Below are 25,012 nucleotides of genomic sequence, written 5' to 3'. Positions count from 1 at the left end.
GTATTGCTCATCGCAGACGTTTCTCTTGCCTCCGTCAGCGGCTTGTCGCCGACGGCAGAAACCATAAAAACGATAAGCCACAAAAATAAGAAAGCACCGTGGGAGGTTCGACGTTGATGAAGAGAAAACTCCGATCAGGCCTGAGCGCCAGTCTGTTGACCGTGGCGGCCTGTGTAGCGCTGCATTCGCCTTACAGCCTGGCAGCTCGCGACGCCCAGACTATCCTCAGGGAAACCTGTCAGGGCTGTCACATCCCCGAAGCCGATAACGCCCTGAGCCGTATCAGCCACCAGCGCAAAACGCCGGAAGGCTGGCTGATGAGTATTGCCCGGATGCAGGTCATGCATGGTGTGCAGATCAGCGATGACGATCGCCGGACCCTCGTCAAATACCTGGCTGACACCCAAGGCCTGGCGCCCAGTGAGACCGATGGTGTGCGTTATGCCTTGGAGCGACGGCTCAATACCGTCGAGAAGTTCGACGACCAGACCAGCCAGATGTGTGGCCGCTGTCACTCCGGTGCGCGGGTTGCCCTGCAGCGTCGACCTGCCCAGGAATGGGAGCGCCTGGTGAACTTCCACCTCGGCCAATGGCCGTCCCTCGAATACCAGGCCCTGTCCCGCGACCGCGATTGGTTCGATCTGGCCCGCAAAGAGATGGTGCCGCTGCTGGCCAAGCGTTATTCGCTGGACAACCCGGCCTGGAAGAAATGGGTGGGTAGCGCGCCGAAAGCCGAGGCGCTGGTCGGCGACTGGAGCTTCAGCGGGCACCTGCCCGGTAAAGGCGAACTGGCTGGCGTCATGAGCGTGACTGCCGATGGCAGCGACACGTTCAAGGTCAACGTCAAAGGTCAGTATGCCGACGGCAGCCCGTTCAACGGCGATGGCAGTGCGATTCTCTACACCGGTTACGAATGGCGCGGCAACGTGACCATCGATGGCGTAGTCATGCGTCAGGTGTTCGCCGCCCAGGGCAACGCCATGCAGGGTCGGATGTTCGAGGCCGAGCACGACGAGCGGGGCCTGGACTTTGTCGCCGCCAAACAGGGCTCCAACCGTTTGCTGGCCGTGCAGCCGGGGTATCTGAAGGCGGGCAGCGAAACCGAAGTTACCCTGATCGGCAGCGGCCTGACCGGCAAACCGGATTTTGGCAAAGGCGTGGAAGTGGTTCAGGTGCTTGAGCAAAGTCCGGAGCGCCTGCGAGTCAAGATCAAGGCCGCTGCCAATGCGCAACCGGGCCTGCGCAACGTCACGCTCGGCACGCTGGAAGGCCCGACACTGTCGGTCTATAGCAAGATCGCTGAAGTCAAAGTCGTGCCCGAATTCTCGGTGGCGCGGATCGGCGAGGGCGGTGGTTCGACGCCAAAAGTCCAGGGCCGTTTCGATGCCGAAGCCTGGGGCAAGGGCGCTGACGGCAAGCCCTATCGCATCGGCGTATTCCCTGCGCAATGGAAGGTCGAGGCTTTCGATGACCGTGCCAAAGAGGATGAAGACGTCAAGTTTGCCGGCACCATGCAGGCCGATACCGGTGTGTTCACCCCAGGCGATGCCGGGCCGAACCCGCAGCGCAAGATGTCCACCAACAATGCCGGCAATCTCAAGGTGATCGCCGCCGTCGACGACGCAGGGAAATCCCTGACCGGCGAAGGCCACATGATCGTCACCGTGCAACGCTGGAACAATCCACCCATTCCATAAGTTGGCTGTTTGTAGCGGTTCCAGACACTTTTCGGAATGACCGCAGGCCTCGTGAATCGGGGCTTGCACAGGAGGTTTGCAATGGGCGCTATTTTGAATCTGGTCGAACGCAATCTGCACGAAGTGCATGTCGACGCCGACCGCATGCTGTTCCACATTCCCAGCAGCTCGCTGTTCGCCAGCGATGAGCTGACGGGCACCATCATCGATACCTTGCGCGGCCCCGGCTACTCATCGGACGACCTGATCCAGCGCTTGGCCGCACGCTTCAACGGCGAAGAAATCACCGAAACCCTGCGTGAGCTGATTTCCCTGGAACTGGTCAGCGACGGCTCACCGCTGTCGCCGGACATCGGTACCAAACGGGTCGAGCGCACCGCAATCAATACCGTGGTGCTCAACGTCAACACGGGCTGCAATCTGAGCTGCACCTACTGCTACAAAGAAGACCTCGACAAGCCCTCGGCGGGCAAGAAGATGGACGTCGAAACGGCGGTCGCTTCGGTAGAAATGCTGCTGCGCGAATCCCCCGATGAAGAGCGTTTCACTGTGGTGTTCTTCGGGGGAGAGCCGCTGAGCAACCGCAAGCTGATCGAGTACATGGTCGACTACTGTGAAAAGCGGTTTGCCGAGGCGGGCAAGTTCGTCGAGTTCGTCATGACCACCAACGCCACGCTGCTCACCGAAGACACCGTGGACTACCTCAACGCCCATCGCTTCGGGCTCTCGGTGAGTATCGACGGGCCGAAGACCGTGCATGATCGCAATCGCATCACGGTGGGTGGGCAGGGCACGTATGACGTGGTGCGGCGCAAGGCCGAGATGCTGTTGTCGCGTTACAACAGCCGTCCAGTGGGCGCGCGGGTGACCCTGACCACTGGCGTTACCGATGTAGAGACCATCTGGGACCACCTGTTCAACGAACTGGGATTTGCCGAGGTCGGTTTTGCTCCGGTGACGTCCGGTGATATCAGCAGCTTCAACCTTTCCAGCGACGAACTGATCGAGGTCTTCGCCAACATGAAAAAGCTCGGTCGTCGTTACCTGGAAGCGGCACTGGAGCACCGCAACATCGGGTTCTCCAACCTGCACCAGTTGATCACCGACATCCATGAGGGCCACAAGAAAGCCCTGCCGTGCGGCGCGGGCCTGAAGATGCTGGCGGTGGATCACAAGGGCGAATTGAACCTGTGCCACCGCTTTACCGGTTCGAGCCTGCCGACGTTCGGCAACGTTCACAGCGGGGTGAAACAGGTCGAGTTGAATGACTTCCTGTCCCAGCGGCTCGACCGTACCAATACTGGCTGTGAAGACTGCCAGATCCGCAATCTCTGCTCCGGCGGCTGCTACCACGAGAGCTACGCCCGATACGGCGACCCGACTCATCCGACCTACCACTACTGCGAACTGATGCGTGACTGGGTCGACTTCGGCATCGAGGTCTACACCCGGATCATGGCTCACAACCCTGCGTTTATCAGCAGTTACATCACTCCGCGCAAGGCTCACTGATATGAAACATCTCAAGGCAATCAACAACAAAGCCCAGAAACTCGATCAGGCCGCGGCCGAGAACCGAATCGAAGAAGTGGTGGCGATGAGCTCCGTCGCCGGCTGCGCCTCGACCACCGATCCTGGTTGGGAAATCGACGCGTTCGGCGGCGTGTCGTCGCTGTGCCAGCCGATGGAAGCCGACCTGTATGGTTGCTCCGACCCCTGCTGGTGGCCGGCCCAGGTGCCGGACATGATGAGCACCTATCCGGACTGGAACAAGGATGCCCAGGCGTCCAACGAAAACTGGCGCAACCTCGGCACCGTTTTTCCTAAAGACAAGTGATCGGTCATGAAGAAGGATTCCAGCATGCAATGCATCAAAGCCTGCGGCTTGGCCGCGTTCGGTGTCCTGGGCGTTATCTCACTCGATGTCCTGGCCGATGAAAACACCGCACTGCAAAGCGGTCACGAGTACATGGTGACCACCAATTATCCGAACAACCTGCACGTGATCGACCTGGCCACCGACAGCCTGTTCAAGACCTGCAAGATGCCGGACGCCTTCGGTCCCGGCACCGTGCAACTGTCGCCGGATCGCAAGACCGCCTACGTGTTGAACAACCATTACGCGGATATTTACGGTGTTGAGCTGGACAGCTGCAAACAGGTCTTTCACGCCAGCATCACCCAGAAACCGGGGGAGAAAGCGAAATCCATGTTCGCTTTTACTGTTGGCCACGACGGCAAGGAACTCTTTGCCATCGCCAACCCGACGTTGATCCTCAACGACCGTTACGAAGTACAGCAACCCCGGCTCGATGTGTACGCCACCGATGCCGGCATGAACGCCAAACCTGTTCGCAGTTTTCCGGCACCGCGGCAGCTGACCATCATGCAAAGCGGTGACGATGGCACGCTGTATGTGGCGGGAGCGGATGTCTACAAGGTCAACGTGAACACCGGCAAATTCGACGTGCTGATCCCCAGTCGTCATTGGAAGCGTGAAAACTACAGCGCGCCGGACGTGCTTTATGTGTGGAACCAGCAAACGTACCGCCATGATTTTTCGCTGCTCTATACCGCCGCGAAATTCAAGGACAAGCAGCAGGACCCGGCCACCGCCGAATACCTCTATGGGTTGTTCAGCATCGACCTGAAAACCGGCAAGACCGAAACCACCGACTTCGGCCCTCTGACGGAGATCTATTTCAGTGGCATGCGTTCGCCCAAGGACCCGAACCTGATGTTCGGTGTACTCAACCGTCTGGCCAAGTACGACATCAAGCAGAAAAAACTGCTTCAGGCCGCCACGCTGGACCATTCCTTTTACTGCATTTCGTTCAACAAGGCCGGCAGCAAGATTTACCTGGCGGGTACCTTCAACGACGTAGCGGTGTTCGACGCCGACAGTTTGAAGCAGATCGGCAATATCAAATTGCCCGGCGGTGATATGGCGATTACCACGGCTCAGATATTCACGCGTTAAAAACAAAGAGGGCAAGCCATTCAACAAAGCGCCGTGGTTGAAACCCCGAACCACATTTGGATCGTACAGAGAAAACAGATATGAGTGTCCCCAGTTACACCCGTGGACCGCAAACCACACCCTTGCTGGCGATGACCATTGGCGCGGCGTTCGACCGAGCGGTGGAACGATTCTGCGATCGCGAAGCGTTGGTCGTACGGCATCAAGGGCTGCGCTACACCTGGGCACAGTTGGCCGAGGAGGTGGACTGTTGCGCACGAGGATTGCTCGCGCTGGGCCTCAAGGCCGGTGAACGGGTCGGCATCTGGTCGCCGAACTGCGCGCAATGGTGCATTGCCCAATTCGCAACCGCCAAGGTGGGAGCGGTGTTGGTGAACATCAATCCGGCCTACCGCCTGACCGAGCTTGAATACACCCTCAAGCAGTCGGGGTGCCGCTGGCTGATTTGTGCCGATTCGTTCAAGACCTCCAACTACCACGCGATGCTTCATGATCTGCTGCCCGAACTCCAACGCTGCGCCGTAGGCGCACTGCAAAGTGGCCGGTTGCCTGAGTTGCGGGGCGTGATCAGCCTTGGCGTTGCGCCAGCCGCCGGTATGTTGTCATGGGAGGGGTTGCGAGACCTGACGGAACGAGTGGCTCCGGAGCAATTGCGCGAACGCGGCGAACAATTGCAGTTCGACGATCCGGTCAACATCCAGTACACCTCGGGGACCACCGGATTCCCTAAAGGCGCCACCCTCAGCCATTACAACATCCTGAATAACGGCTTTATGGTCGGTGAAAGCCTGAAGCTCAGCGAGCAAGACCGGCTGGTAATACCGGTGCCGTTGTATCACTGCTTCGGCATGGTCATGGGTAACCTGGGTTGTGTCACCCACGGAACGACAATGATCTACCCCAGTGCGGCGTTCGATCCTCTGGAGACCTTGCGGGCCGCCGCACAGGAGAAAGCGACCGGCGTGTATGGCGTGCCGACCATGTTCATCGCGATGCTCGACCACCCGCAGCGCCAGTCATTGGATTTGAGTCATCTGCGAACGGGCATCATGGCCGGCTCCACCTGCCCGATCGAAGTCATGAAGCGGGTGATCGAAGACCTGCACCTCAAGGAGATGCAGATCGCCTACGGCATGACCGAAACCAGCCCGGTCTCCACCCAGACCGGGCCGGACGACGATATCGAACACCGAGTCACCCGTGTCGGCCGCACCCAGCCGCACTTGGAAAGCAAGGTCATCGACGAACAGAACCGGGTCGTTCCTCGCGGTCAGATTGGCGAACTGTGTACTCGCGGCTACAGCGTGATGCTGGGCTACTGGAACAACCCGCAGGCGACCGCGCAGGCCATCGACGATGCGGGCTGGATGCACACCGGCGACCTGGCAATCATGGACGACGAGGGTTATCTGAAGATCATCGGGCGCAATAAGGACATGATCATTCGAGGGGGCGAGAACGTCTACCCGCGCGAAATAGAGGAGTTCTTCTTCAGCCACCCTTCGGTGGCAGACGTTCAGGTCATCGGTGTTCCGGACAAGGTTTATGGGGAAGAGATCGTTGCTTGGATCAGGCTGCACGAGGGACACCAGGCAAGCGCTGAAGAGCTGCGCGATTACTGCAAGGGCCGGATCGCTCATTTCAAGACGCCACGCCACTTCAAGTTCGTTGACAATTTTCCGATGACCGTCAGCGGTAAGGTGCAGAAGTTCCGCATGCGTGAAATCAGCGTAGAGGAACTGGGAGCGCCCGGTTCGCCGATGCCCTTGATAGGCGGTTGAGGGATGAAAAGTGGCAACCTGACTGACCCATGTCTATAGTTTTTGGCGCCTAATAGCTACAGGAGACATGGACATGAGTCAGGACATTTCGCCCGCCGCTGCAGCGGCGCGGAACACAGGCATGGTTGCCACCACCTTATGGGGCTCGGACACTGTCGCAGGTATCACGGTCGATCCGGACGGTGCTATCTGGCTGGGCGCTTATAGTCGCCTGGGATTGGGAGGCGAAGAGGACTCGGGCTTCACCGGTAGCCTGGTCCGGTTCAATGCCGACGGTAGCCTGGACCGCAGCTTCAGTGGAGACGGTAAATCGCTTCTTCCTGTGTCGCTCGATATCGAGGACGGCGGTAATGCCGCGGTGCAGCCGGGAGGCGCTTACCTGGTGGCGCAGTACGTGCAAGTCGGCGACGCCTGGGTATCGGGGGTAAGTCGCACCTTGGCGGACGGCAGCCTGGATACGAGTTTCGGGAATGGCGGCACCGCGATCGTGCCTTTTTACTGGAATGACAATCTAGGCCAGCAAGCGTCGTTCTCCGTGCAACGCGACGGAAGCTTTTTCGCAAGCGCGGGGTATCCCTCCGGGGAGATCTATATCGCCCGCTTCGACGCGACGGGGGCCTTGATCCCGTCTTTCGCAGAGGCAGGGGTCTTGCACCTGCCAGCCTCCGTCGGCATTCACCCCGGCGGCACGATCGACGTTTCGCTGCAGGAAGACGGGAAAGTATTGGTCACAGGGCAAGATACCCTGACCCGCCTCAACCCGGACGGTACCCTGGATAGCGGCTTCGCGAACGGGGGCAGCCTGGCCCTGGATGTTCATGCGGATGCCCTCGTCATCCAGGATGACGGCAAAATCCTGCTGGCGGGCGCCTCGGGGGGCGTGGCGACCGTCACCCGACTCAACGCCGACGGCTCGCTCGACAGCAGCTTCGGTGACCTGGGTAAGGTGAGTTGGGGCTCGCAAAACGCTCCTTTTGCGATCGCCGACATGATTGTGCTGGCCAACGGCAAGGTATTGATTGGCGCAAGCCAAGGTACAAGCGCGGACGGCTACCTGGCCTCCCTGGTTCAGTTGAACCCCGACGGTAGCCTGGACCACAGCTTTGGCAATCCCGACGACGGCTATCACCACGTCGACGGTGGCCGCGATGATGATTTCTTGCCCGGTACCGCGTCATTCGACGATGCGATCTCTGGCGGAGCCGGTAACGATCTGCTCGATGGCCAGGAAGGTCGTGACCTGCTGACGGGCGGGGCCGGTGCCGATACGTTCCGTTACGAGTCAGTCGCAGACAGTTACCGAACCGCAACCACCGCCCATAGCGACCGAATCACCGACTTCGACCCCAGCACCGATACCCTCGATCTCTCATCCCTGGGCTTTTTCGGACTGGGCAATGGCTATGACGGAACGCTGGCGATACGCGTCAATGAAAGCGGGACGCGGACCTACCTCAAGAGTTTCGAGGCCAACGCGGATGGGGAACGCTTCGAAGTGGTCTTCGAGGGTAATCTGGGCCAAACGCTGGATGAAACCAGCGTCCTGTTCCAGCAAGCCAGGTTGGTGGGCACCGAAGGGGACGATCGTTTACAAGGCAACGCCCGAGGCGAAATCATCGAAGGGCACGCGGGCGATGATCGCCTCTATGGAGCGTTAGGCAATGACGTATTGATTGGCGCAGAAGGCCGGGACCAATTGGTCGGTGGCGGCAACAACGACGTGTTCCGCTTCGACCTGCTGAGCGACAGCTACCGTACCGCCACCGAAAACCACACTGACCGCCTGATGGACTACACCACGGGTGAAGACACGATCGATGTGTCCGCCTTGGGCTTTACCCGACTCGGCAATGGGTACAACGGCACCTTGGATGTGGTTGTCAATGAAGCCAAGAACCTGACTTACTTGAAGAGCTACGAAGCCGACGCATCAGGGGCTCGATTCGAGTTGAGCCTGGTCGGGGATCACTCCGGTTACCGTGACTTGAACATCATCTTCGCCGAGCCCTCGCAAGAGGAGGTCTTTCAACTGATCGGAGTGGCTGACTCGCTGGCGTGAAACGCAAACCTGGCTGTTCCGGGCCTAAGGCGTTGGCATGAAAGGCCCGCTTGGATGTCAATCCAGCTGCGCTGGGCATAACCTTGGCATTTGGTGGTGCCCAGCGTATGGTTCGGCTGGTTGACGGCCCGACCTTAATATTCCCAGTTCATGGATTAAAACCGATGGCAACGATTGAACGTTTTCAGAGCAACGCGCGGATGTCCGGTGTGGTTAGTCACGGCGATCTGCTTTATCTCTCCGGCCAGGTACCTACTGATCTACAGGCTGGCATCGAAGAGCAGACGCAGCAGGTGCTGGCCAAAATCGAAGCCTTGTTGGCGTTGGCGGGCAGCGACAAGGACCAGCTTTTGAGCGCACAGATCTGGCTTAAAGACATTGATCGTGATTTCGCGGCGATGAACTCAGTGTGGGATGCTTGGCTTCCAACCGACTGCGCTCCTGCACGGGCCACTGTTCAGGCAAATCTGGCGCGACCCGAGGTGCTGGTTGAGATCATGGTAATAGCAGCGAAACCTGCCCTTGATGCTTGATCCCTTTATGACAAGCTCGGCCATCAATCTGCAGGATTAATGGCTATGTCTCTACGCGCACTTCGAACACTGCTTGCCATTGCCCAATACGGTTCTTTTGTTAGGGCCGCGGACGCCGTGCATTTGACCCAGTCAGCGATCAGCCTTCACGTCCGGTCTTTGGAGGAAGATTTCAATACACTTCTGTTTGATCGCTCACGGCGGTTGCCGGTGCTGACGGATGCTGGGCATATTGCCGTTGAGCGCGCGCGAGAAATTCTAGCCTTATACGACGGCATCTCGTCCGAGATTGGAGGCGACACTGAGTTGCGCGGCAGGCTTAGAATCGGTGCCATTCATACAGCGCTGGCGAGCGTGTTGCCTCTCGCGCTGTCGGCATTGCGTGCCGAACATCCTCACCTGCGCATCACTGTTGCGTCGGGAATGTCCGCCGAATTGGCCACGCGCGTAGAGGCGGGCGAGCTTGACGTTGCGATCACCACCGAACCGGTAAAACCACACCCTTACGGCCTGGCAAGCACAGTCCTTTACGAGGAAGGGTTCTGGATCATCGCGCCGGTATCACGTGCCCACGAGGACTTGAAGCTTCTACTCAAAAGCCAGCCGTTCATTCGATTCGATCGTCGCGCCTGGGCAGGTCGAACCATTGAGCGAGAGCTTCGCGCTATGCGGCTGCGTGTGGAGACCAGCATGGAGCTGGATAGCCAGGATGCGATTATCAAGATGGTCTCAAGCGGGTTGGGCGTATCGATCGTTCCGCTCTCCCGGCATCAAGTCATAAGCTTGAAAACACTGGCCGTTCAACCGTTCGGCATCCCTCAAAAAACCAGGCGTGTGGTATTGCTGGAGCGCGAAGATCGTCCGCTTGCGCGACTGGCGGCAGCGCTGGCGAACGCGGTGAAAGCCCATGTCTTGCCCGATTAACCATGAGTAATACTTGTTGATCGCTGAAGTTTAAAACGTTTTTATTTTGGAGTTCGACCTCTTATCGTGGACCTCAGTCATTGAGTTTTTGGGGGCACCATGATCAGTAGACCTACCGTAGACATGCCGCTGATGAGCCGACGAATTGCGGAATGCGAACCGTTGGCACAGAAAATCAAGGCACGCGCATGACCCTCTCCTTGATGACTGCCTTGTTGCCCATCGCGCTATTGATCGTGCTGGGCGCGTGGCTCAAGCATTGTCAGTTTCTGGCGGATACTTTTTGGGCGCAGGCAGAGCGCTTGGCGTATTACGTGTTGTTGCCTTCTCTTTTCTTTCACGGACTGGCGACCGCCAACCTTGATGGCGTGCCGTTTCAAAGCATGGTTTCGGTGCTCGTATTCTCGACTGTTGTGGTATCGCTAATGTTGTTGAGCGCCAGATCGCTGATCACCGCGGACGATGCTGCGTTCACTTCGGTTTTTCAGGGGGGGATACGTTTCAATAATTACGTGGGCGTGTCGGCAGCTGCGGGCTTGTTCGGTGTGCAGGGTATAGCCCTGGCCGCGGTCGCGAACGCGGCCATCGTGCCCAGTGTGAACATTTTGTGTGTATTGGTCTTCGCAAAGTACGGCTCAGGCGGCAGGATGCCATTGGGCAAAGTCCTCAAACAGTTGGCACTGAACCCGCTGATACTTGCGTGCTTCGCCGGCGGATTGATCCAATTCTCGGGCTGGGGATTACCTGTGGGCATTGAGCCGATGCTCAAAGCCTTGGGACAAATGTCACTACCGCTTGGATTGCTCTGCGTGGGTGCTGCGCTTGAGTTCGCAAGCATCAGGCAATGGTGGCGTCCGGTTGGTTATTCGTCGCTGACCAAGTTTTTAATCATGCCGCTGGTGACACTTTGGGCGTGCCACCTATTCGGGCTTGAAGGAAAGGCCGCGGTTGCAGCACTTCTATTCCAAGCACTGCCCACAGCCTCGTCCTCCTACATCATGGCAAGGCAGTTAGGAGGGGATGCCCCTCTTATGGCTGGGATCATCGCTTGCCAGACCATGCTGGCAGGACTGGCACTTCCAGCTGTAATCCTCGTGATGACCCAGTGGATTTGAGCGCGCGCTCAGCCATGCTACCAGGCTAGCCAACGCGGGACGGCCTGCGCTCCGACTCATAATCAGACACGTCAGGCCGTCAGACGACTTGTTGCAGTGCGTTCAGGCTTGTCAGTACTTCCACTGCATGGCGACTTCCAGACTGCGCGGTTCCCCCACGTAATATTGAGTGTTGCTCTGGTGGATGAAACGGGCATAGACCTCGTCGGTCAGGTTGCGCAGGCGCGCGCTGACTTGCAGGTGTTTGTCCAGGTCGTGGGTCATGGACAGGCCGTACAGGGTGTAGGAAGGCACCCACATCGTATTGGCGGTGTTGGCGTAAACCGACGACACGTAGCGCGCGTCGGCCCCGAGTTGCCAGCCAGGAGCCACGTCATAGGTCAGCCAGAGATTGGCGACCCGATCTGGAATGTTCACCGGATTATTGCCTTTGCGTGAGTGCACGACGCCTGCGATGGTTTCATTGAACTCGTCGTACTCGGCCCTGACCCAAGTGACGTTGCCGGCCGCCAACAGCTTGGGCGTGACCTTGAACGACGCTGCCAGCTCAATGCCGGTGGAGGTTTGCTGACCCGCTTGTTCGGTGGTGTTGGGCACCGTCGAGGAGGGGACGGAGATGTTCTTGCGCACGATGCGGTAGGCCGCGGCGGTGGCCGAGCCGCGACCGTCAAGAAAATCGAACTTGCTGCCCACCTCGACTTGGCGACCGGTGCTCAAGTCAAAATCGCCCACCTGGGCAATGGAGGCGCTGGTCAGCGTGCCTCCCGGCGGCTCGGCCGACGTACTGTATTGGGTATAAAGGCTGACATTGGACGTCAGGTCGTACACCAGGCCCACGCGACCCGTGACTGCATCCCAACGCTTGTCGAGCCTGGCCTGGGCCACATGATCGACGACCTCGAAGTCGATGTGGTCATAGCGCAGCGCGGTGATCAGCGCCAGTTGTTCGGTCAGGCGCGTACGGTTCTCGACGAAAGCCGAGGAGGTATCGGTCCAGCTGCTGCGACCTTTAGCGCGCGGTGCGTCCATCCCCGGAATGTCCAAAAACTGGCCCGGCTCAAAGCCATTTGGGTCGATGGTATCGAAGGCACCTTTGGACAGTGGGTAGTTGGTTTGCTGGTTGGTGTTGTAATCCATGCCCAGGGCCCAATCGCTGGCCAGGCCGAACAGCTGAGCCTGGTGAGTCAGCTCGATACGGTCACCGTTGACCTCCTGGTCGTGCCGCTGGCGGTAACCGCCGGAGCGGGCGATGGCGCTGTTGTCGCTGTTGTAGCGGTAGACCTCAAGGTTGCGGTAATCGCGCTGGCCGTCGTAGTGATAGAAGGTGTTGCGCAATTGGGTGTTGTCGTCCAGATGGTAGTCGGTGATTGAACGTATCCAGCGGGTGCGCTGCTCGTAACGACCGTCCTCGACGTTGTAGTTGTTGAAGCGGTTGTGCTTGTCGATGTGCAGCTTGCCGGTCAGCGGTTGCAATACCGGCGTGCCCCAGTAGGGACTGTCTTCCTTCTCCTCCAGGTATTCGATCGCCAGCGTATGGGAGAGTCGGTCGTTGATGTCGCTGAGCAGGGAGAAGGCCAGGTTGCCCGCACCATTCTCCTGGCGATCGATGTAGCCGTTGCTGCTGGTGCGGCTGTAGTCGAGCCGCGCATAGTGACGTGGACCGTCACCGCTGTTGAGCGCCTTATTGAAGCCGACTGCGGTTTCCCAAGTGTCGTAGCGACCGTAGCTCATCCGGCCCTCGAAGGTATCTTCCTCGCGGTTGGCGAGCTTGGTGATCACGTTCAGGCTGCCACCCACGGCACCGCTGCCGTTGAGGAACGAGGAGGGGCCGCCGAGCAATTCCACCCGGTCATAAATCCATGCGCCGACCGGACGCGCTGCGCCGCCGTATTGCAGGTTGATGCCGTTGAACAACTGGCTGATCTGGGCACCGTTGAAACCACGATACGACACATAGCCGCCCCAGCCGGGCGGTGCAGAAGCGTTTACGCCTGGCAGAGCGTTCGCCGCATCCTGAAAGTTGCGCGCGCCGATGCGTTCCATTGTCTTGCGATCGGCCACGCTCACAGAGGCCGGGTTTTCCCGGGCACTGAGGTTCAGACGCGAGCCGCTTTCGATGGGGGTGTCCAGGTCCAGGCTGGTCGCCGGTTTCGGCTGGTCGGCCGAGGCGTTGATATAGCTGGTGGGTAAATTCAGGGTTGTGTCTTGCGCCCACGCGCAGGTGCTGCCCGCGAGCAGCGCCAAAGTAGTCAAGCGAAACATGAATAGCTTCCTGGCTTAATTCGATGAGCACACACCGTCCGCGCGTCAGGCAGCGGCTAGTGGTGATGATGTCAAGGCGAGGGAAGCAGGGCGGGGGAGGCGCGAGGATTGATCAGGGGCCAGCGCTGCCTGGGTAAGCAACGGGTAGGTTGTGCGGGCAAGGGCCAGGCTGGTTCGCCGGCAAGCAAGGCGAGCAGCCCGAAGAACGCCGCGAGCAGGATCGCACCGAACAGGCTGGCAATGACGCAATCAGCCTCGACGGGCAGTGACGGGGCGGGCGCATCATGCAGGCTTTCGAAGACTGCACCGCCGCCTGTGGAGCAAAGCAGTCCGCCGTCCAAACCGCTCAATCGCAAGCCGGCCATTTGCCCGTGGCCCATCGCGCACAGCAACGATGCGAACAGGACGCTGAAATACAGCACCCAGGCAATCATCGATTTTTTGCGGCTGGCCAGCTTCATCAGCAAAGCTCGTTGAGAAGGAACGGTTTTTTGGCGAGCGGATTCTACATTTTTTGACCCGTCAGTGGGCTTTTCAACAGTCCGACCTACAGGGACTGCCTTGCTCAACCTTCAGTCCGGGCAGGAGGGTGTCGCAGAAAAACGTCGCGATGGATTCCGGCGAGCGCGGGCCGCCGGGCTTGATCCACAAGTAGCTGTAATGGTGTATGCCAAGGATAGCCTTGACGGCCAACGCGTCAGCTGTACGGAAGGTCCCCTCGTTCACGCCGGCCTTGAGGATTTGCGACCAGAGCTTTTCATACTGCCGGTGCAGGTCGAGCAACTCGGTCTGGCGCTCGCCAATGACGGAATACACCTCCCGGAAACATACCGTCATTTCGGCCAGGTGAGTGACGATCGTGCGCATCACAATGGCCGAGAACTGGCGAAATTTATCCTCCGCGGGCAGGTCACTCTCGCACAGAGGCGTGCCCTCAGCGATGAGCACCCGCAAGTACCGGCTGGTGATCTCGAACAGGAGCTCTTCCTTGCTGCCGATGTGGTAATACAGCGCGCCTCGAGCCAGGCCGGTGGCTTTTTCCAACTCAGCCATGCCGGTCGCGTGAAACCCGCGCGTCGAAAACAATTGCGCAGCGACTTTCAGTATCCGCTCCTTGGTGCTGGTTTCAGCAGGTTCGGCAGCGACGACGGCGTTCTTTTTTCCCATGGGCCATTTCCAACCGGTTGAGCGGCAATCATACCCATGCGTGCGCGTTGAAGGATACAAACGGGAGAAGCTCATCCGAGGGTCGTAGGAAGATAGTTGTATTGACCGATCGGTACAGAGACGACTATAAGCCCAGCGTAGTTGAACGTGTTTCAACGGGCGCGGTGGCGTCGAACGTTCTAAGAGCCTGCCTGGGCATTGGGATCGACCATGACAATAAGCAAACACCCCACACTGGCGTCCAACTCGTCAGCATCGGCCAGATTGGTAGCGATGACCTGTTTCGCCCTGTTCGCCTTCGCCGCTAACTCATTGCTGTGCCGCCTGGCGCTTAAGCACACTGATATCGATGCCGCGAGCTTCAGCGTTGTCCGGCTGGTCAGCGGGGCCTTGGTGTTAGGGCTGATGTGCCTCATGAGGCGGTCCTCAACCCTAACCAAAGGCAGTTGGAAGGGCGCCGCAGCCTTGTTCGTTTACGTCTTTGCTTTTTCCTTCGCGTACCGTCATTTGGAGACCGGGACGGGGGCGCTGTTGTTGTTTGGCGCGGTTCAACTGAGCATGGTTCTGTTCGGCTTGTTCAAAGGCGAACGGATGCATACGCGGGCAATCGTTGGGTTTTTGTTGGCGATGGCTGGCCTGGTCAGTCTGCTGCTGCCAGGCGCAGCCGCTCCCGACCCCGTTAGCGCGCTTACGATGCTGTTATCGGGGCTGGCATGGGGAATCTACTCGCTGCTTGGCAAAACTGTCGCCGATCCGCTGGCGACCACAACCGGCAATTTCCTGCGGTCGATTCCCCTGGTCCTGGTGGCAAGCTTGCCGTTTCTCTCAACGCTGCGTTGGGATGCGCTGGGTATGTTTTATGCGGTTCTTTCCGGCGCGCTGGCGTCAGGAGTCGGCTACGCGGTCTGGTATGTCGCGGTGCGTCATCTTGCGGCGTTTCAAGCCGCGACGGTGCAGTTGAGCGTGCCCATCCTGGCTTCGCTGGCGGGTATCGTATTTCTGGGTGAAAGCCTGAGCGTAAGGATGGTCTTGGCATCCGTCGCCGTGCTGGGGGGTGTTGCTTTGGTGCTGGGTAGCAAACGGCACGGCTAGTTGGCATTGGATGGATAACCGTTCGTTTGGCTATGGGCTAAGTTGGTCACGGGTGATTTAGTGAACTTTTACCCTACGAACCCATTCCACTGGTGCAGACGTTGTGCGCAGGCATGACGCTTGAATACCTTCGCGCATTCACATCTGTGACAGAGCCTTCAATGAAAGTAAACACGTCCCAATCCAAGACCTCTTTGCGTCGCGCTGTCACGGGGCCGATGCTGTTTCTGTTCATACTTGGCGATGTGCTGGGCGCTGGCGTTTATGCGCTGGCGGGTACCATCGCAGGGGAAGTCGGCGGCGCGATCTGGGTGCCGTTGTTGATCGCGTTATTGTTCGCAATGCTGACGGCGGGTTCGTATGCCGAACTGGTCTCGAAATACCCTCACGCGGGCGCAGCGTCGGTGTTTGCCGAAAAGGCTTTCAAATCACCGTTGATATCGTTCCTGGTCGGTTTTTGCATGCTCGCCGCGGCGGTGACAAGCGCTGCCGGTCTCTCGCTGGCTTTCGCGGGGGACTACCTTGCAGCGTTCATTGAAGTACCCGCCCACGTCGCAGCCCTGATTTTCTTGTTGGTCATCGCGCTGTTGAATGCCAGAGGGATCAAGGAATCCCTGGGGGCGAATATGGTGATGACCGTGATCGAGCTGTCGGGGCTGATCCTGGTCATCGTCGCGGCGGGGAGTTTCTTCAGTTCTGGCGAAGCGCAACTCGCAAGGTCGCTGGAATTCAAGCCTGGAGTCAGCCCGATGCTCGCCGTCCTGGGCGCTGCGTTGCTCGCGTTCTATTCGTTCGTGGGTTTTGAGACTTCCGCCAACCTCGCGGAAGAGATCAAGGACGTCCGCAAGGTATACCCCCGCGCCTTGTTTGCGGCGCTGATAACCGCGGGCGTCGTTTACATGGCCGTTGGGGTCGCAGCCTCGTCAGTACTGTCCACGGAGAAACTGCTCGCGACCTCGGCGCCGTTACTTGAGGTGGTCCGTGCGTCCGGGCTAGATATTCCGCCTCGCCTGTTCGCGTTCATCGCGCTCATCGCAGTGGCCAACGGGGCGCTGCTGACCATGATCATGGCCAGTCGTCTCACGTATGGGATGGCAAATCTAGGCCTCTTGCCAGACTCCCTGGAAAAGGTACTGCCCCACCGGCGCACGCCGTGGGCGGCCATTGTCGCAACGACCCTCGTAGCAATCGCACTGACGCTCACGGGGACCTTGGCTACCCTGGCGCAAACCGTGGTTCTGCTCTTACTGTTCGTTTTCCTCAGCACCAACATAGCGGTGCTGGTGTTACGCAAGGACAAGGTCGCACAAGAGCATTATCAGACGCCTACGTGGGTACCCGTGCTAGCCATCCTGTCTTGTCTCGTATTGCTGAGTCAGCAAGACATGGGCACTTGGCTGCGCGGCGGGGCACTCATCCTGGTGGGCATGCTGCTGTATGTCTTTGCTCGGATGACCGTGCCTACCGTTGCGAAGCCAAACTAGCCGGGGCAGTCCAGGCAGGAACGCGAGGCTACAGCCAAGCAGCTTGATTGCGGCAGGGTACGGCCGTACGACGGCCCGTCACCCGACAGCATGATCTATCATTGCGATGATCACTCACTGGGCTTGCACGATGACTTCATCAAACTGGCAACTACACGACAGCCATGTTCGCTACGGAACAGTCAGTCGTTTCCTGCACTGGTCAATGGCCGCCTTGCTTGCGTGGCAATTTGCTACGGCGTTTTCCCATCTTCTACTGGAGGACACGGCCGTCGAGAAATTTTTGTGGGGCACCCACAAGACACTCGGGTTCGTATTGATACTTCTGGTGATACTGCGGGCGTGCTGGTCCTTGCACAATCGCGGCCATAGGCCCGCGTCCCTGAGCATCGCAGCGACACTGGGACACCTGGCGATGTATGCCCTGGTCATCATCATTCCGCTGATCGCACTGGTCCGGCAATACGGCTCCGGGCGGGCTTTTTCGCCGTTGGGCATTCCGTTGATGCCGGGTTTCGATGAAAAAGTCGAATGGATGATGTTGCCCGCGAACCTCCTGCATAGCTGGTTGGGTTGGTTGCTGCTGCTACTGATCATCGGCCACGTCGCCATGGTGCTGATCCATCGGCGGCGTGGCGGGGAAGGCGACGTTCTGGTGCGAATGTTCGGACGCTAGGCCGCCTGGTCCGCCGGGCTACGCTCACAGTCGATGATGCTCCAGCAGAAAATCGACGAATACCCGCACCCGCGCTGGCATTGCCGTCCCGCCAACAAAAACTGCGTGGATCGGTTCCCGGTCCCCGGGGTTCCAGGCACCTAGTAGCGGTACCAGATCGCCGCGTCGCAAATCCTCGGCCACGGTGAACTCGCCGATACGGGCGATGCCGGCGCCCACACGCGCGAGTTGTGCCAGCGCCTCGCCGCTGCTGCATTCGATGTTGCCGGTGACTTTCAGGGAAAATTCTTCGCCGTCGCGGATGAACGGCCAGTTGGGTTCGGCGCGACGGAAATTGAAGCGCAGGCAGTTGTGTTGCAGCAGGTCTTCCGGTTCCTGGGGTGTGCCATGGCGCTCAAGATAGGCGGGCGAAGCCACCACCACCTGGCCGGTGTCGCCGATCCGGCGCGCGGTCAGTGGGCTGTCGGGCAAGTGGCCAAACCGCACCGCGACGTCGGCCTGGCCGCCGAGGATGTCGACCACTTCGTCGCCGAGGGTGAGGTCGACGACGATGTTCGGGTAGCGGGCGCTGAAGGCCGCCACCAAGGGAACGATGGCTTGCCGCCCATGGCCGAGGGCGGCACTGACGCGCAAGCGGCCCCGGGGCACGCCCTGGTCGGCGACGGCTTCTTCGACCTCGGCCATGTCGGCCAGGATCCGCCGAGCGCCGCGCAGGTAAGCCTCGCCTTCGGCCGTGAAGGTGATCGCCCGCGTGGTGCGCAACAGCAGGCGGGTACCCAGACGCTGTTCGGTCCGCGCAATGGTCCGGCTGACCGCCGAGGGCGTCAGCCCCAATACGCGCGCGGCGGCCGACAGGCTGCCTTCCTGCGCCACCGTGGCGAACACAGCCATTTCCCCTGATCTGCCGTTGAAGTCCATTTGTGCTCCGCACGCAAAGGTGTATGCCAGAAAGGCTATCTACCGCCTTGAAAGTCCGCATCGTAGCATTTGCGACATAGATGAGGAGACTTCCATGCGTATCAATCCACCGCTTGTTGCACTCGCCATTGGTGCCTTTGGCATCGGCGTTACCGAGTTCGCGCCGATGGGCATGTTGCCGGGCATCGCTGCGGATCTGGGCGTTTCCATTCCCTCCGCCGGCCTGCTGGTCAGTGCTTACGCCCTCGGCGTACTGCTCGGCGCGCCGTTGATGACCCTGACCACCGGCAGGATTCCCCGACGTTATCTGCTGATCGGGCTCATGGCGATTTTCACCCTCGGAAACCTGATGTCAGCGCTGGCGACCGACTACTACAGCCTCATGATCGCCCGGGTGGTGACCTCACTGAATCACGGAGCGTTCTTTGGCGTTGGCTCTATTGTCGCTGCCAGCGTGGTCGCGCCGCAGAAACGTGCCGGAGCGGTCGCGGCCATGTTCATGGGCCTGACCCTGGCGACCATCGGCGGTGTGCCGCTGGCCGCCTGGTTTGGCGAACTGTTCGGCTGGCGCACGGCATTCTGGGGCATTACTGGCCTGGGCGTGGCGGCGATGGCCGCGCTGTGGTTCGCCCTGCCCAACGTGCCGACGCCGCAAAGCATCGGTGTGTTGGCGGAAATCCGGGTGCTGGGCCGTGGCCCGGTGTTGGGGGCATTGGCCCTGACCGTTGTCGGTTCAGGTGCGATGTTCACCGTCTTCACCTATATCGCCCCGATCCTGAGCAGCGAGACCCATGCTCGCACCTCTTTCATCACCGCGATGTTGGTGTTGTTCGGTGTCGGGCTGACGTTGGGCAATATGTGGGGCGGCAAGGCCGCCGATCGCTCGATAGACCGCACGCTGATCGTATCGCTGAGCATACTGATTGTTGTCCTGCTGGCGTTTACCGTGCTGATGCGCTGGCCGCTGCCGGCCGCGGTAGCCATCCTGATCTGGGGCATCGCCAGCTTTGCCTTGGTGCCGCCTTTGCAGATGCGCGTGATGGAAGCCGCCAAGGACGCGCCTAACCTGGCGTCTGCGGTAAACATCGGTGCCTTCAACCTAGGCAACGCGATTGGCGCGGCGCTGGGAGGCGCGGTGATCAATGCGGGGTTGGGTTATCCGGCGATCTCCCTGGCCGGAGCAGCGATGGCGGCCCTGGGGTTGCTGATGGTGCTGGCTTTTGCCTGGCGTTCCAGGGTGGTTGCGGCTGCTGCAGTGTGACCGGGGGTTGAATACAAGCGGGCCGCGACGCCTGTTGAATCCCAGTGCTCGGTCAAGGCATCGCGGCTTCGACCAATTCTATCCAGTGCCGGACCGAGGTTCGGCCAGCACCGTCGAGGTGGGACTGGCAGCCGATATTGGCGGTGGCGATGATCTCGGGGTGTCCGCTTTCCAGCGCATTGAGCTTGTTGTCCCGCAGTTGCCGGGACAGTGCAGGTTGGGTCAGCGAATAGGTGCCCGCCGAGCCGCAGCACAAGTGACTGTCGGGCACCGGCGTGAGGTTGAATCCGAGCTTCTCAAGGATGGCTTCAACCGCTCCCCCAAGCTTTTGCGCGTGCTGCAAGGTGCAGGGGCAGTGGAAGGCCAGGCGCTGATCGCTGTGCACGCCGAGCTTGTCCAGTGGCTCGTCACGCAGTACTTCGACCAGGTCCTTGGACAACGCACTGACCCTTGCGGCCTTGTCGGCATACGCTGGGTCGGTGCTGAGCAGATGCCCGTAATCCTTGACGAAGGCGCCGCAGCCGCTGGCGGTTTGCACAATGGCCTCGGCACCGCTTTCGACGGCGGGCCACCACGCGTCGATGTTACGTCGGGCTCGATCGAGGCCGGCGGCCTGGGCATCCAGGTGGTAATCCAGCGCACCGCAGCAGCCGGCCTCGCGAATCGGGGTGACACTGATTCCCAGCCGGTCCAGTACCCGGGCGGCGGCGGCATTGGTATTGGGCGACAGGCTCGGTTGCACGCAGCCTTCGAGCATGAGCACTTGCCGATCATGGCGCAGGGTCGGTCGTGGCTTTGCCCGATGAGTGTTGCGAGGCAGTTTGGCTTGCAGCGCATTGGGCAGCACGGCACGGAAAACCTGGCCACTGCTCACCAGCCCTTTGAACAATCCTGGATTGGGCAGCACGCCGCGCAATCCCTCGCGCAACAGCCGTTGGCCGGGTGAGCGTGGGACTGCCGCATCCACCACCGCCCGACCGATGTCCAGCAAATTGTGATAGTCGACGCCAGAGGGGCAGGTGGTTTCGCAGTTGCGGCATGACAGGCAACGGTCAAGGTGTTCCTGGGTCTTGCGGGTCACTTCGTTGCCTTCGAGCACCTGCTTGATCAGGTAGATGCGCCCCCTCGGGCCGTCCAGTTCATCGCCCAGCAATTGGTAGGTCGGGCAGGTGGCATTGCAAAAGCCGCAGTGCACGCAACTTCGCAGAATCCGTTCGGCTTCTTCGGCGCGAGGCAGTTGGCGGGCGTTGTCGCTCAAGTTGGTCTGCATGGTTCAGAGCTCCGCGTACAGGCGACCGGGGTTGAAGATGCCACGCGGGTCGAGTTGTTGCTTCAAGTTCCGGTGGTAGCGCATCAGCGCGTCGGGCAGCGGCTGGAAGGGGGTGTCGGTCACGCCAGGGGTGTAGCAGGTGGCATGCCCTCCGGCTTGTTCGACGAGCGAGCGGATAAAGGGCGCTTCGGCAGCGGATTTGAGCCAGCGCTGGGCGCCGCCCCAATCGATCAACTGTACGCCCGGCAAGGGCAGTCGAGGCGTGCCATTGGGCACGGCGAGGCGCCAAAGGGGGCGGTCCTCATCGAAGAAGCTCAACCGGTGTTCATTCAGATCCTGCCAGTATGAAGAGTCCAGCCACTCGCCGCCCAGACGGTCGCGGGCCGCGGCGACCGAGCCTTCGCCACCTTCGAGCCGCAGGTGCAGGCGCTCGCCATCGTGGCACGCCGCGCTGATGGGCAGCGGTTGCTGGCCCCATTCCGCGAGGCGCAACAAAGCCCGGGCGGCGTCCATTTCCAGGCTGATGCTCAACGTTTGCCGCGGTTTTGGCAGGACCTTGAGGGACACTTCGGTCACCACGCCCAGCGCGCCGTAGCTGCCGGCCATCAAGCGCGACAGATCGTAGCCGGCGACATTTTTCATGACTTCGCCACCGAAGCGCAGGTGTTTACCGTGACCGGTGATGACCCGTGTGCCGAGAATGAAATCGCGCACCGACCCAGACCAGGGGCGCCGGGGCCCTGAGAGCCCGCAGGCAATCATGCCGCCCACGGTGGCGTTCTCGCCGAAGGAGGGCGGTTCGCAAGGCAGCATTTGCTGCGCCGCGTCCAGCACCTCGCAAAGATGAGCCAGTGGCGTACCGCAGCGAACGGTGATCACCAGTTCCGTCGGATCGTAGCTGACGATGCCTCGGTGCGAGCGCGTGTCGAGGACCTCACCGGCGACGCTGCGTCCAAGTGACGCTTTGCTGTTGGAGCCTTGGATGCGCAGCGCGGTGGCGCTTTCCAGCGCCTGGTTGACCTGCTGCAGCAGCGCTGCGCTGTCGTCGAAATCATGTTCGCTGCCCATCAGAAACGCTCCAGTTCAGGGAAGGGCACCTGACCCATGTGGACGTGCATGGCGCCAAACTCGGCGCAGCGATGCAGCGTTGGAATGTTCTTGCCAGGGTTGAGCAGTCCGCTCGGATCGAATGCGGCTTTGACGGCGTGGAACACGGTCAACTCGTCGCTATTGAACTGCGCGCACATCTGGTTGATCTTTTCCCGGCCCACGCCGTGTTCCCCGGTGATGCTGCCACCGACTTTCACGCACAGTTCGAGGATCTTGCCGCCCAGGGCTTCGGCGCGATCGAGCTCACCCGGTTGATTGGCATCGAAGAGGATCAGCGGATGCATGTTGCCGTCGCCCGCGTGAAAAACGTTGGCCACCCGCAGGCCATGTTCGGCCGATAACGCCGCGATGGCGCGAAGCACTCCGGGCAGTTCCCGGCGCGGTATGGTCCCATCCATGCAGTAGTAATCCGGCGAGAGGCGTCCCACCGCAGGAAACGCATTCTTGCGTCCAGCCCAGAAACGCACGCGCTCGGCCTCGTCGCGAGCCTGGCGCACTTCGGTGGCGCCGGCCTGCTGCAATACCTGGCGCACGCGATCGCAGTCGTCGTGGACGTCGGCCTCCACGCCGTCGAGCTCACACAACAGGATGGCTTGGGCGTCTACCGGGTAACCTGCGTGAATGAAGTCTTCGGCGGCGCGGATGGCCAGGTTGTCCATCATTTCCAGGCCGCCCGGGATGATGCCGGCGGCAATGATGTCACCCACGGCGCGGCCGGCCTTTTCAACCGAGTCGAAGGCCGCCAGCAGGACTTTGGCCGTTTGCGGTTTGGGCAGCAGTTTGACTGTAACCTCGGTGATCACCCCGAGCATGCCTTCGGAACCGGTGAACAACGCCAGCAGATCGAACCCGGGTGAGTCGAGGGTCTGCGACCCCAACGTCAGGTGTTCGCCGTCGACGGTGAGAATGTCCACCTTCAACAGGTTGTGGACGGTCAGCCCGTACTTGAGGCAATGCACGCCACCGGCGTTCTCCGCGACATTGCCACCGATCGAGCAGGCGATCTGGGAGGAGGGGTCCGGCGCGTAGTACAAGCCGAACGGCGCGGCCGCCTGGGAAATCGCCAGATTACGCACCCCCGGCTGGACCCGTGCGGTGCGGGCGGCAGGGTCGATGTGCAGGATGTTGTTGAAGCGCGCCATCACCAGCAACACGCCTTTTTCCAGCGGCAGCGCACCGCCGGACAAACCAGTGCCGGCGCCACGGGCAACGACGGGGACCTTGCGCTCATGACAGAGCCGCAGCACGCCCTGGACCTCTTCGATGTGGCGCGGCAGCACCACCAGCATGGGCGTGGTGCGGTAAGCGGAGAGCCCGTCGCATTCGTACGGCTTGAGCTCCTCGCGCTGATGCAGGATTTCCAAATCGGGCAATTGGGTTTGCAAGGCTTGCAGCAGCGCGTTTTTGTCGACGTCAGGCAGGGCGCCGTCGACGCGTTCGTCGTAGAGAATATTCATCGTTCGTAGGCGACACTCGGTTGTTTTTATTAGAGGTCTGTTCCGATACGGCTGACTTGCATCATTAGGCCGACGCGTTCTACTGTCTATGGGGTGTTCAGCTGGTCGAACCAGTTCTTTGAGCCGGTTCTCATGGGCTATAGGGTAAAAGCCTTATAGGGCAATGGCTTATCAGCATGTCCGAACGGACGATTACATTGGTCTGAATCTGGTCATACCAGTGGGAGATTCGATGGAAAGCGTGGAAACGAGCCGCAACCCGCAGGTCGCCGACGTCGTCTGTGAGCGCATCGAACGCCTGATTGTCGATGGCGTACTCAAGACCGGGCAATTGTTGCCTTCGGAGCGCCGGTTGACAGAAAAACTCGGCGTCTCCCGGACTGCGCTTCGCGAGGGCCTGAAGCTGTTGCGCGCCCGCGGAATCATCAAGACCGAGCAGGGCAAGGGGTCCTTCGTGGCCGACCTGGCTGGGCATGGCTTGGCGTCGCCGCTGATGCACCTGTTCAGCTCGCAGCCACGCACACTCTACGACTTGTTTGAAGTGCGCAGCCTGCTTGAGGGCGAATCGGCGCGCTTGGCGGCCCTGCGCGGGACCGAGGCTGACTTCGTACTGATTACCCGCAGCTACGAGGCCATGCTCGACGCCCATAGCCGCCCCCTGGAAGCCAGCGTCCACGCCCGGCTCGACCATGCGTTTCACCTGGCGATCTGCGAGGCCTCACATAACCCGGTGCTGGTGCAGACTTTGCGTTCGCTGACGGACTTGCTGCTCAGCTCGGTGTTCGCGTCGGTCAACAACCTCTACCACCGTGAACCGCAGAAGCGCCAGATCGACCGCCAACACGCCCGGCTCTACAACGCCGTGACCGGACGCCTGCCGGAGCAGGCACGCAAGGCGGCCATCGCCCACATCCAGAGCATTTGCGAAAACCTCAAGGAAATCGAAAACGAAGAACAACGCCTGGTGCGCGCCACGTTGCGGCTTGAGGGGTGGGTGTAGAGGCAGTGGCTGGCGGGAGCGCTAATGGATGGCTTTTCATCTTCCCGCCCCACGAAAGTGGTCGTGGTAGTAAGCCGCGATGACGTTGCAACTGATGCCCGCATTTCCCAACGCCGTTGCGAAGGCTGCGGTCAAGCCGACGGCGTCCAGGCCGGAATGCACGGCCAAGGTGATGATGGATTGGGGCCCAGTGTCCAGGAATTGCCGCAGGTGTCGTAGGAACGGT

Annotated in this window: 21 protein-coding genes and 1 pseudogene; 14 read left to right on the top strand and 8 right to left on the bottom strand. The window is 60.3% G+C overall.

The genetic code is table 11. The features are described 5' to 3' along the window. Positions 1-116: 116 nt before the first annotated feature. The 9 genes from peaA to J3P92_RS14740 all read left to right on the top strand — a co-directional run bounded on the left by peaA (position 117) and on the right by J3P92_RS14740 (position 11,089). Complete coding sequence (gene peaA, locus J3P92_RS14780) at positions 117-1,697, top strand: quinohemoprotein amine dehydrogenase subunit alpha (RefSeq protein ID WP_434647915.1); 1,581 nt, start codon at positions 117-119, stop codon at positions 1,695-1,697. A gap of 81 nt (positions 1,698-1,778) precedes the next feature. After that, positions 1,779-3,209 carry a quinohemoprotein amine dehydrogenase maturation protein gene (gene peaB / locus J3P92_RS14775; RefSeq protein ID WP_434647913.1) on the top strand — a complete coding sequence of 477 codons (1,431 nt, stop codon included), beginning with the start codon at positions 1,779-1,781 and terminating at the stop codon, positions 3,207-3,209. Between the two features lies 1 nt (position 3,210). Next, complete coding sequence (qhpC, locus tag J3P92_RS14770; protein ID WP_007933151.1) at positions 3,211-3,534, top strand: quinohemoprotein amine dehydrogenase subunit gamma; 324 nt, start codon at positions 3,211-3,213, stop codon at positions 3,532-3,534. A gap of 24 nt (positions 3,535-3,558) precedes the next feature. After that, positions 3,559-4,677 (top strand): quinohemoprotein amine dehydrogenase subunit beta, encoded by a 1,119-nt coding sequence (peaD, locus tag J3P92_RS14765; RefSeq protein WP_434647910.1) that lies wholly within the window; start codon positions 3,559-3,561, stop codon positions 4,675-4,677. Positions 4,678-4,757: 80 nt separating this feature from the next. After that, on the top strand, positions 4,758-6,458 hold the full coding sequence (locus J3P92_RS14760; protein WP_434647907.1) for an AMP-binding protein: 1,701 nt from the start codon (positions 4,758-4,760) through the stop codon (positions 6,456-6,458). A 73-nt stretch (positions 6,459-6,531) separates the two neighbouring features. Further along, positions 6,532-8,517, top strand: a complete 1,986-nt coding sequence (locus J3P92_RS14755) for a M10 family metallopeptidase C-terminal domain-containing protein (RefSeq protein WP_434647904.1) — start codon at positions 6,532-6,534, stop codon at positions 8,515-8,517. 164 nt (positions 8,518-8,681) lie between these two features. Then, positions 8,682-9,050, top strand: a complete 369-nt coding sequence (locus tag J3P92_RS14750) for a RidA family protein (protein WP_434651133.1) — start codon at positions 8,682-8,684, stop codon at positions 9,048-9,050. Positions 9,051-9,095: 45 nt separating this feature from the next. Continuing rightward, positions 9,096-9,974, top strand: a complete 879-nt coding sequence (locus J3P92_RS14745) for a LysR substrate-binding domain-containing protein (protein ID WP_434647901.1) — start codon at positions 9,096-9,098, stop codon at positions 9,972-9,974. A 188-nt stretch (positions 9,975-10,162) separates the two neighbouring features. Then, positions 10,163-11,089, top strand: a complete 927-nt coding sequence (locus J3P92_RS14740; protein WP_434647898.1) for an AEC family transporter — start codon at positions 10,163-10,165, stop codon at positions 11,087-11,089. Positions 11,090-11,200: 111 nt separating this feature from the next. Here the strand turns inward: J3P92_RS14740 and J3P92_RS14735 are convergent, their stop codons facing one another. The 3 genes from J3P92_RS14735 to J3P92_RS14725 form a co-directional block, all read right to left on the bottom strand. After that, the gene (locus J3P92_RS14735) at positions 11,201-13,351 is read right to left on the bottom strand and encodes a TonB-dependent receptor (RefSeq protein WP_434647895.1); all 2,151 of its coding nucleotides are present in this window, start codon (positions 13,349-13,351) and stop codon (positions 11,201-11,203) included. Positions 13,352-13,422: 71 nt separating this feature from the next. Further along, a complete protein-coding gene (locus J3P92_RS14730; RefSeq protein ID WP_434606155.1) occupies positions 13,423-13,812 on the bottom strand; it encodes a DUF2946 family protein in 390 nt (129 codons plus the stop codon). 73 nt (positions 13,813-13,885) lie between these two features. Beyond that, on the bottom strand, positions 13,886-14,593 hold the full coding sequence (locus J3P92_RS14725) for a TetR/AcrR family transcriptional regulator (RefSeq protein WP_434647892.1): 708 nt from the start codon (positions 14,591-14,593) through the stop codon (positions 13,886-13,888). A 135-nt stretch (positions 14,594-14,728) separates the two neighbouring features. Between J3P92_RS14725 and J3P92_RS14720 the strand changes: the two genes are divergently transcribed. From J3P92_RS14720 to J3P92_RS14710, 3 genes are all read left to right on the top strand, one after another. Beyond that, entirely contained in the window at positions 14,729-15,610 is an 882-nt protein-coding gene (locus J3P92_RS14720) for a DMT family transporter (RefSeq protein ID WP_434647890.1), read from the top strand. 161 nt (positions 15,611-15,771) lie between these two features. After that, positions 15,772-17,094: an APC family permease gene (locus J3P92_RS14715; RefSeq protein ID WP_434647887.1), complete on the top strand. Its 1,323-nt coding sequence runs from the start codon at positions 15,772-15,774 to the stop codon at positions 17,092-17,094. Positions 17,095-17,224: 130 nt separating this feature from the next. Further along, positions 17,225-17,770: a cytochrome b gene (locus J3P92_RS14710; RefSeq protein ID WP_420763639.1), complete on the top strand. Its 546-nt coding sequence runs from the start codon at positions 17,225-17,227 to the stop codon at positions 17,768-17,770. A 24-nt stretch (positions 17,771-17,794) separates the two neighbouring features. Here J3P92_RS14710 and J3P92_RS14705 read toward each other — a convergent pair whose 3' ends face one another. Beyond that, a complete protein-coding gene (locus J3P92_RS14705) occupies positions 17,795-18,688 on the bottom strand; it encodes a LysR family transcriptional regulator (RefSeq protein WP_420763640.1) in 894 nt (297 codons plus the stop codon). A 94-nt stretch (positions 18,689-18,782) separates the two neighbouring features. On the opposite strand from J3P92_RS14705, the gene J3P92_RS14700 reads away from it, so the two are divergent. Then, a complete protein-coding gene (locus J3P92_RS14700; protein WP_434647884.1) occupies positions 18,783-19,949 on the top strand; it encodes an MFS transporter in 1,167 nt (388 codons plus the stop codon). Positions 19,950-20,001: 52 nt separating this feature from the next. Here the strand turns inward: J3P92_RS14700 and glcF are convergent, their stop codons facing one another. Genes glcF through glcD form a run of 3 tightly spaced genes read right to left on the bottom strand, consistent with a single transcriptional unit; the run spans position 20,002 to position 23,786 of the window. Continuing rightward, the gene (gene glcF, locus J3P92_RS14695; RefSeq protein ID WP_434647883.1) at positions 20,002-21,219 is read right to left on the bottom strand and encodes a glycolate oxidase subunit GlcF; all 1,218 of its coding nucleotides are present in this window, start codon (positions 21,217-21,219) and stop codon (positions 20,002-20,004) included. 3 nt (positions 21,220-21,222) lie between these two features. Next, positions 21,223-22,287, bottom strand: a complete 1,065-nt coding sequence (gene glcE / locus J3P92_RS14690; RefSeq protein ID WP_434559271.1) for a glycolate oxidase subunit GlcE — start codon at positions 22,285-22,287, stop codon at positions 21,223-21,225. Beyond that, positions 22,287-23,786 (bottom strand): glycolate oxidase subunit GlcD, encoded by a 1,500-nt coding sequence (gene glcD, locus J3P92_RS14685; RefSeq protein WP_434647880.1) that lies wholly within the window; start codon positions 23,784-23,786, stop codon positions 22,287-22,289. The genes glcE and glcD overlap by 1 nt, the downstream gene beginning before the upstream one ends. Positions 23,787-24,018: 232 nt before the next feature. On the opposite strand from glcD, the gene glcC reads away from it, so the two are divergent. Next, complete coding sequence (gene glcC / locus J3P92_RS14680) at positions 24,019-24,786, top strand: transcriptional regulator GlcC (protein ID WP_434606135.1); 768 nt, start codon at positions 24,019-24,021, stop codon at positions 24,784-24,786. 57 nt (positions 24,787-24,843) lie between these two features. Here glcC and J3P92_RS14675 read toward each other — a convergent pair. Next, positions 24,844-24,960 (bottom strand): annotated as a pseudogene (locus tag J3P92_RS14675) (ACT domain-containing protein); the annotation flags it as partial. Positions 24,961-25,012: the final 52 nt, after the last annotated feature.

This window comes from Pseudomonas sp. D3-27 (genome assembly GCF_051132165.1).
GTDB lineage: Bacteria > Pseudomonadota > Gammaproteobacteria > Pseudomonadales > Pseudomonadaceae > Aquipseudomonas.
The sequence above is the reverse complement of the archived record's forward strand: the minus strand, read 5'-3'. Positions and strand labels throughout refer to the sequence as shown.

What these genes read in the sequence shown, in the direction of transcription:
- peaD (WP_434647910.1), top strand. Translation starts at nt 3,559, where the DNA reads ATGCAATGCATCAAAGCCTGCGGCTTGGCCGCGTTCGGTGTCCTGGGC.
- glcD (WP_434647880.1), bottom strand. Translation starts at nt 23,786, where the DNA reads ATGAATATTCTCTACGACGAACGCGTCGACGGCGCCCTGCCTGACGTC.
- J3P92_RS14725 (WP_434647892.1), bottom strand. Translation starts at nt 14,593, where the DNA reads ATGAGCTTCTCCCGTTTGTATCCTTCAACGCGCACGCATGGGTATGAT.
- J3P92_RS14735 (WP_434647895.1), bottom strand. Translation starts at nt 13,351, where the DNA reads ATGTTTCGCTTGACTACTTTGGCGCTGCTCGCGGGCAGCACCTGCGCG.
- J3P92_RS14730 (WP_434606155.1), bottom strand. Translation starts at nt 13,812, where the DNA reads ATGAAGCTGGCCAGCCGCAAAAAATCGATGATTGCCTGGGTGCTGTAT.
- J3P92_RS14700 (WP_434647884.1), top strand. Translation starts at nt 18,783, where the DNA reads ATGCGTATCAATCCACCGCTTGTTGCACTCGCCATTGGTGCCTTTGGC.
- J3P92_RS14715 (WP_434647887.1), top strand. Translation starts at nt 15,772, where the DNA reads ATGAAAGTAAACACGTCCCAATCCAAGACCTCTTTGCGTCGCGCTGTC.
- J3P92_RS14760 (WP_434647907.1), top strand. Translation starts at nt 4,758, where the DNA reads ATGAGTGTCCCCAGTTACACCCGTGGACCGCAAACCACACCCTTGCTG.
- J3P92_RS14720 (WP_434647890.1), top strand. Translation starts at nt 14,729, where the DNA reads ATGACAATAAGCAAACACCCCACACTGGCGTCCAACTCGTCAGCATCG.
- J3P92_RS14750 (WP_434651133.1), top strand. Translation starts at nt 8,682, where the DNA reads ATGGCAACGATTGAACGTTTTCAGAGCAACGCGCGGATGTCCGGTGTG.
- glcF (WP_434647883.1), bottom strand. Translation starts at nt 21,219, where the DNA reads ATGCAGACCAACTTGAGCGACAACGCCCGCCAACTGCCTCGCGCCGAA.
- J3P92_RS14745 (WP_434647901.1), top strand. Translation starts at nt 9,096, where the DNA reads ATGTCTCTACGCGCACTTCGAACACTGCTTGCCATTGCCCAATACGGT.
- J3P92_RS14755 (WP_434647904.1), top strand. Translation starts at nt 6,532, where the DNA reads ATGAGTCAGGACATTTCGCCCGCCGCTGCAGCGGCGCGGAACACAGGC.
- glcC (WP_434606135.1), top strand. Translation starts at nt 24,019, where the DNA reads ATGGAAAGCGTGGAAACGAGCCGCAACCCGCAGGTCGCCGACGTCGTC.
- qhpC (WP_007933151.1), top strand. Translation starts at nt 3,211, where the DNA reads ATGAAACATCTCAAGGCAATCAACAACAAAGCCCAGAAACTCGATCAG.
- glcE (WP_434559271.1), bottom strand. Translation starts at nt 22,287, where the DNA reads ATGGGCAGCGAACATGATTTCGACGACAGCGCAGCGCTGCTGCAGCAG.
- J3P92_RS14710 (WP_420763639.1), top strand. Translation starts at nt 17,225, where the DNA reads ATGACTTCATCAAACTGGCAACTACACGACAGCCATGTTCGCTACGGA.
- peaA (WP_434647915.1), top strand. Translation starts at nt 117, where the DNA reads ATGAAGAGAAAACTCCGATCAGGCCTGAGCGCCAGTCTGTTGACCGTG.
- peaB (WP_434647913.1), top strand. Translation starts at nt 1,779, where the DNA reads ATGGGCGCTATTTTGAATCTGGTCGAACGCAATCTGCACGAAGTGCAT.
- J3P92_RS14740 (WP_434647898.1), top strand. Translation starts at nt 10,163, where the DNA reads ATGACCCTCTCCTTGATGACTGCCTTGTTGCCCATCGCGCTATTGATC.
- J3P92_RS14705 (WP_420763640.1), bottom strand. Translation starts at nt 18,688, where the DNA reads ATGGACTTCAACGGCAGATCAGGGGAAATGGCTGTGTTCGCCACGGTG.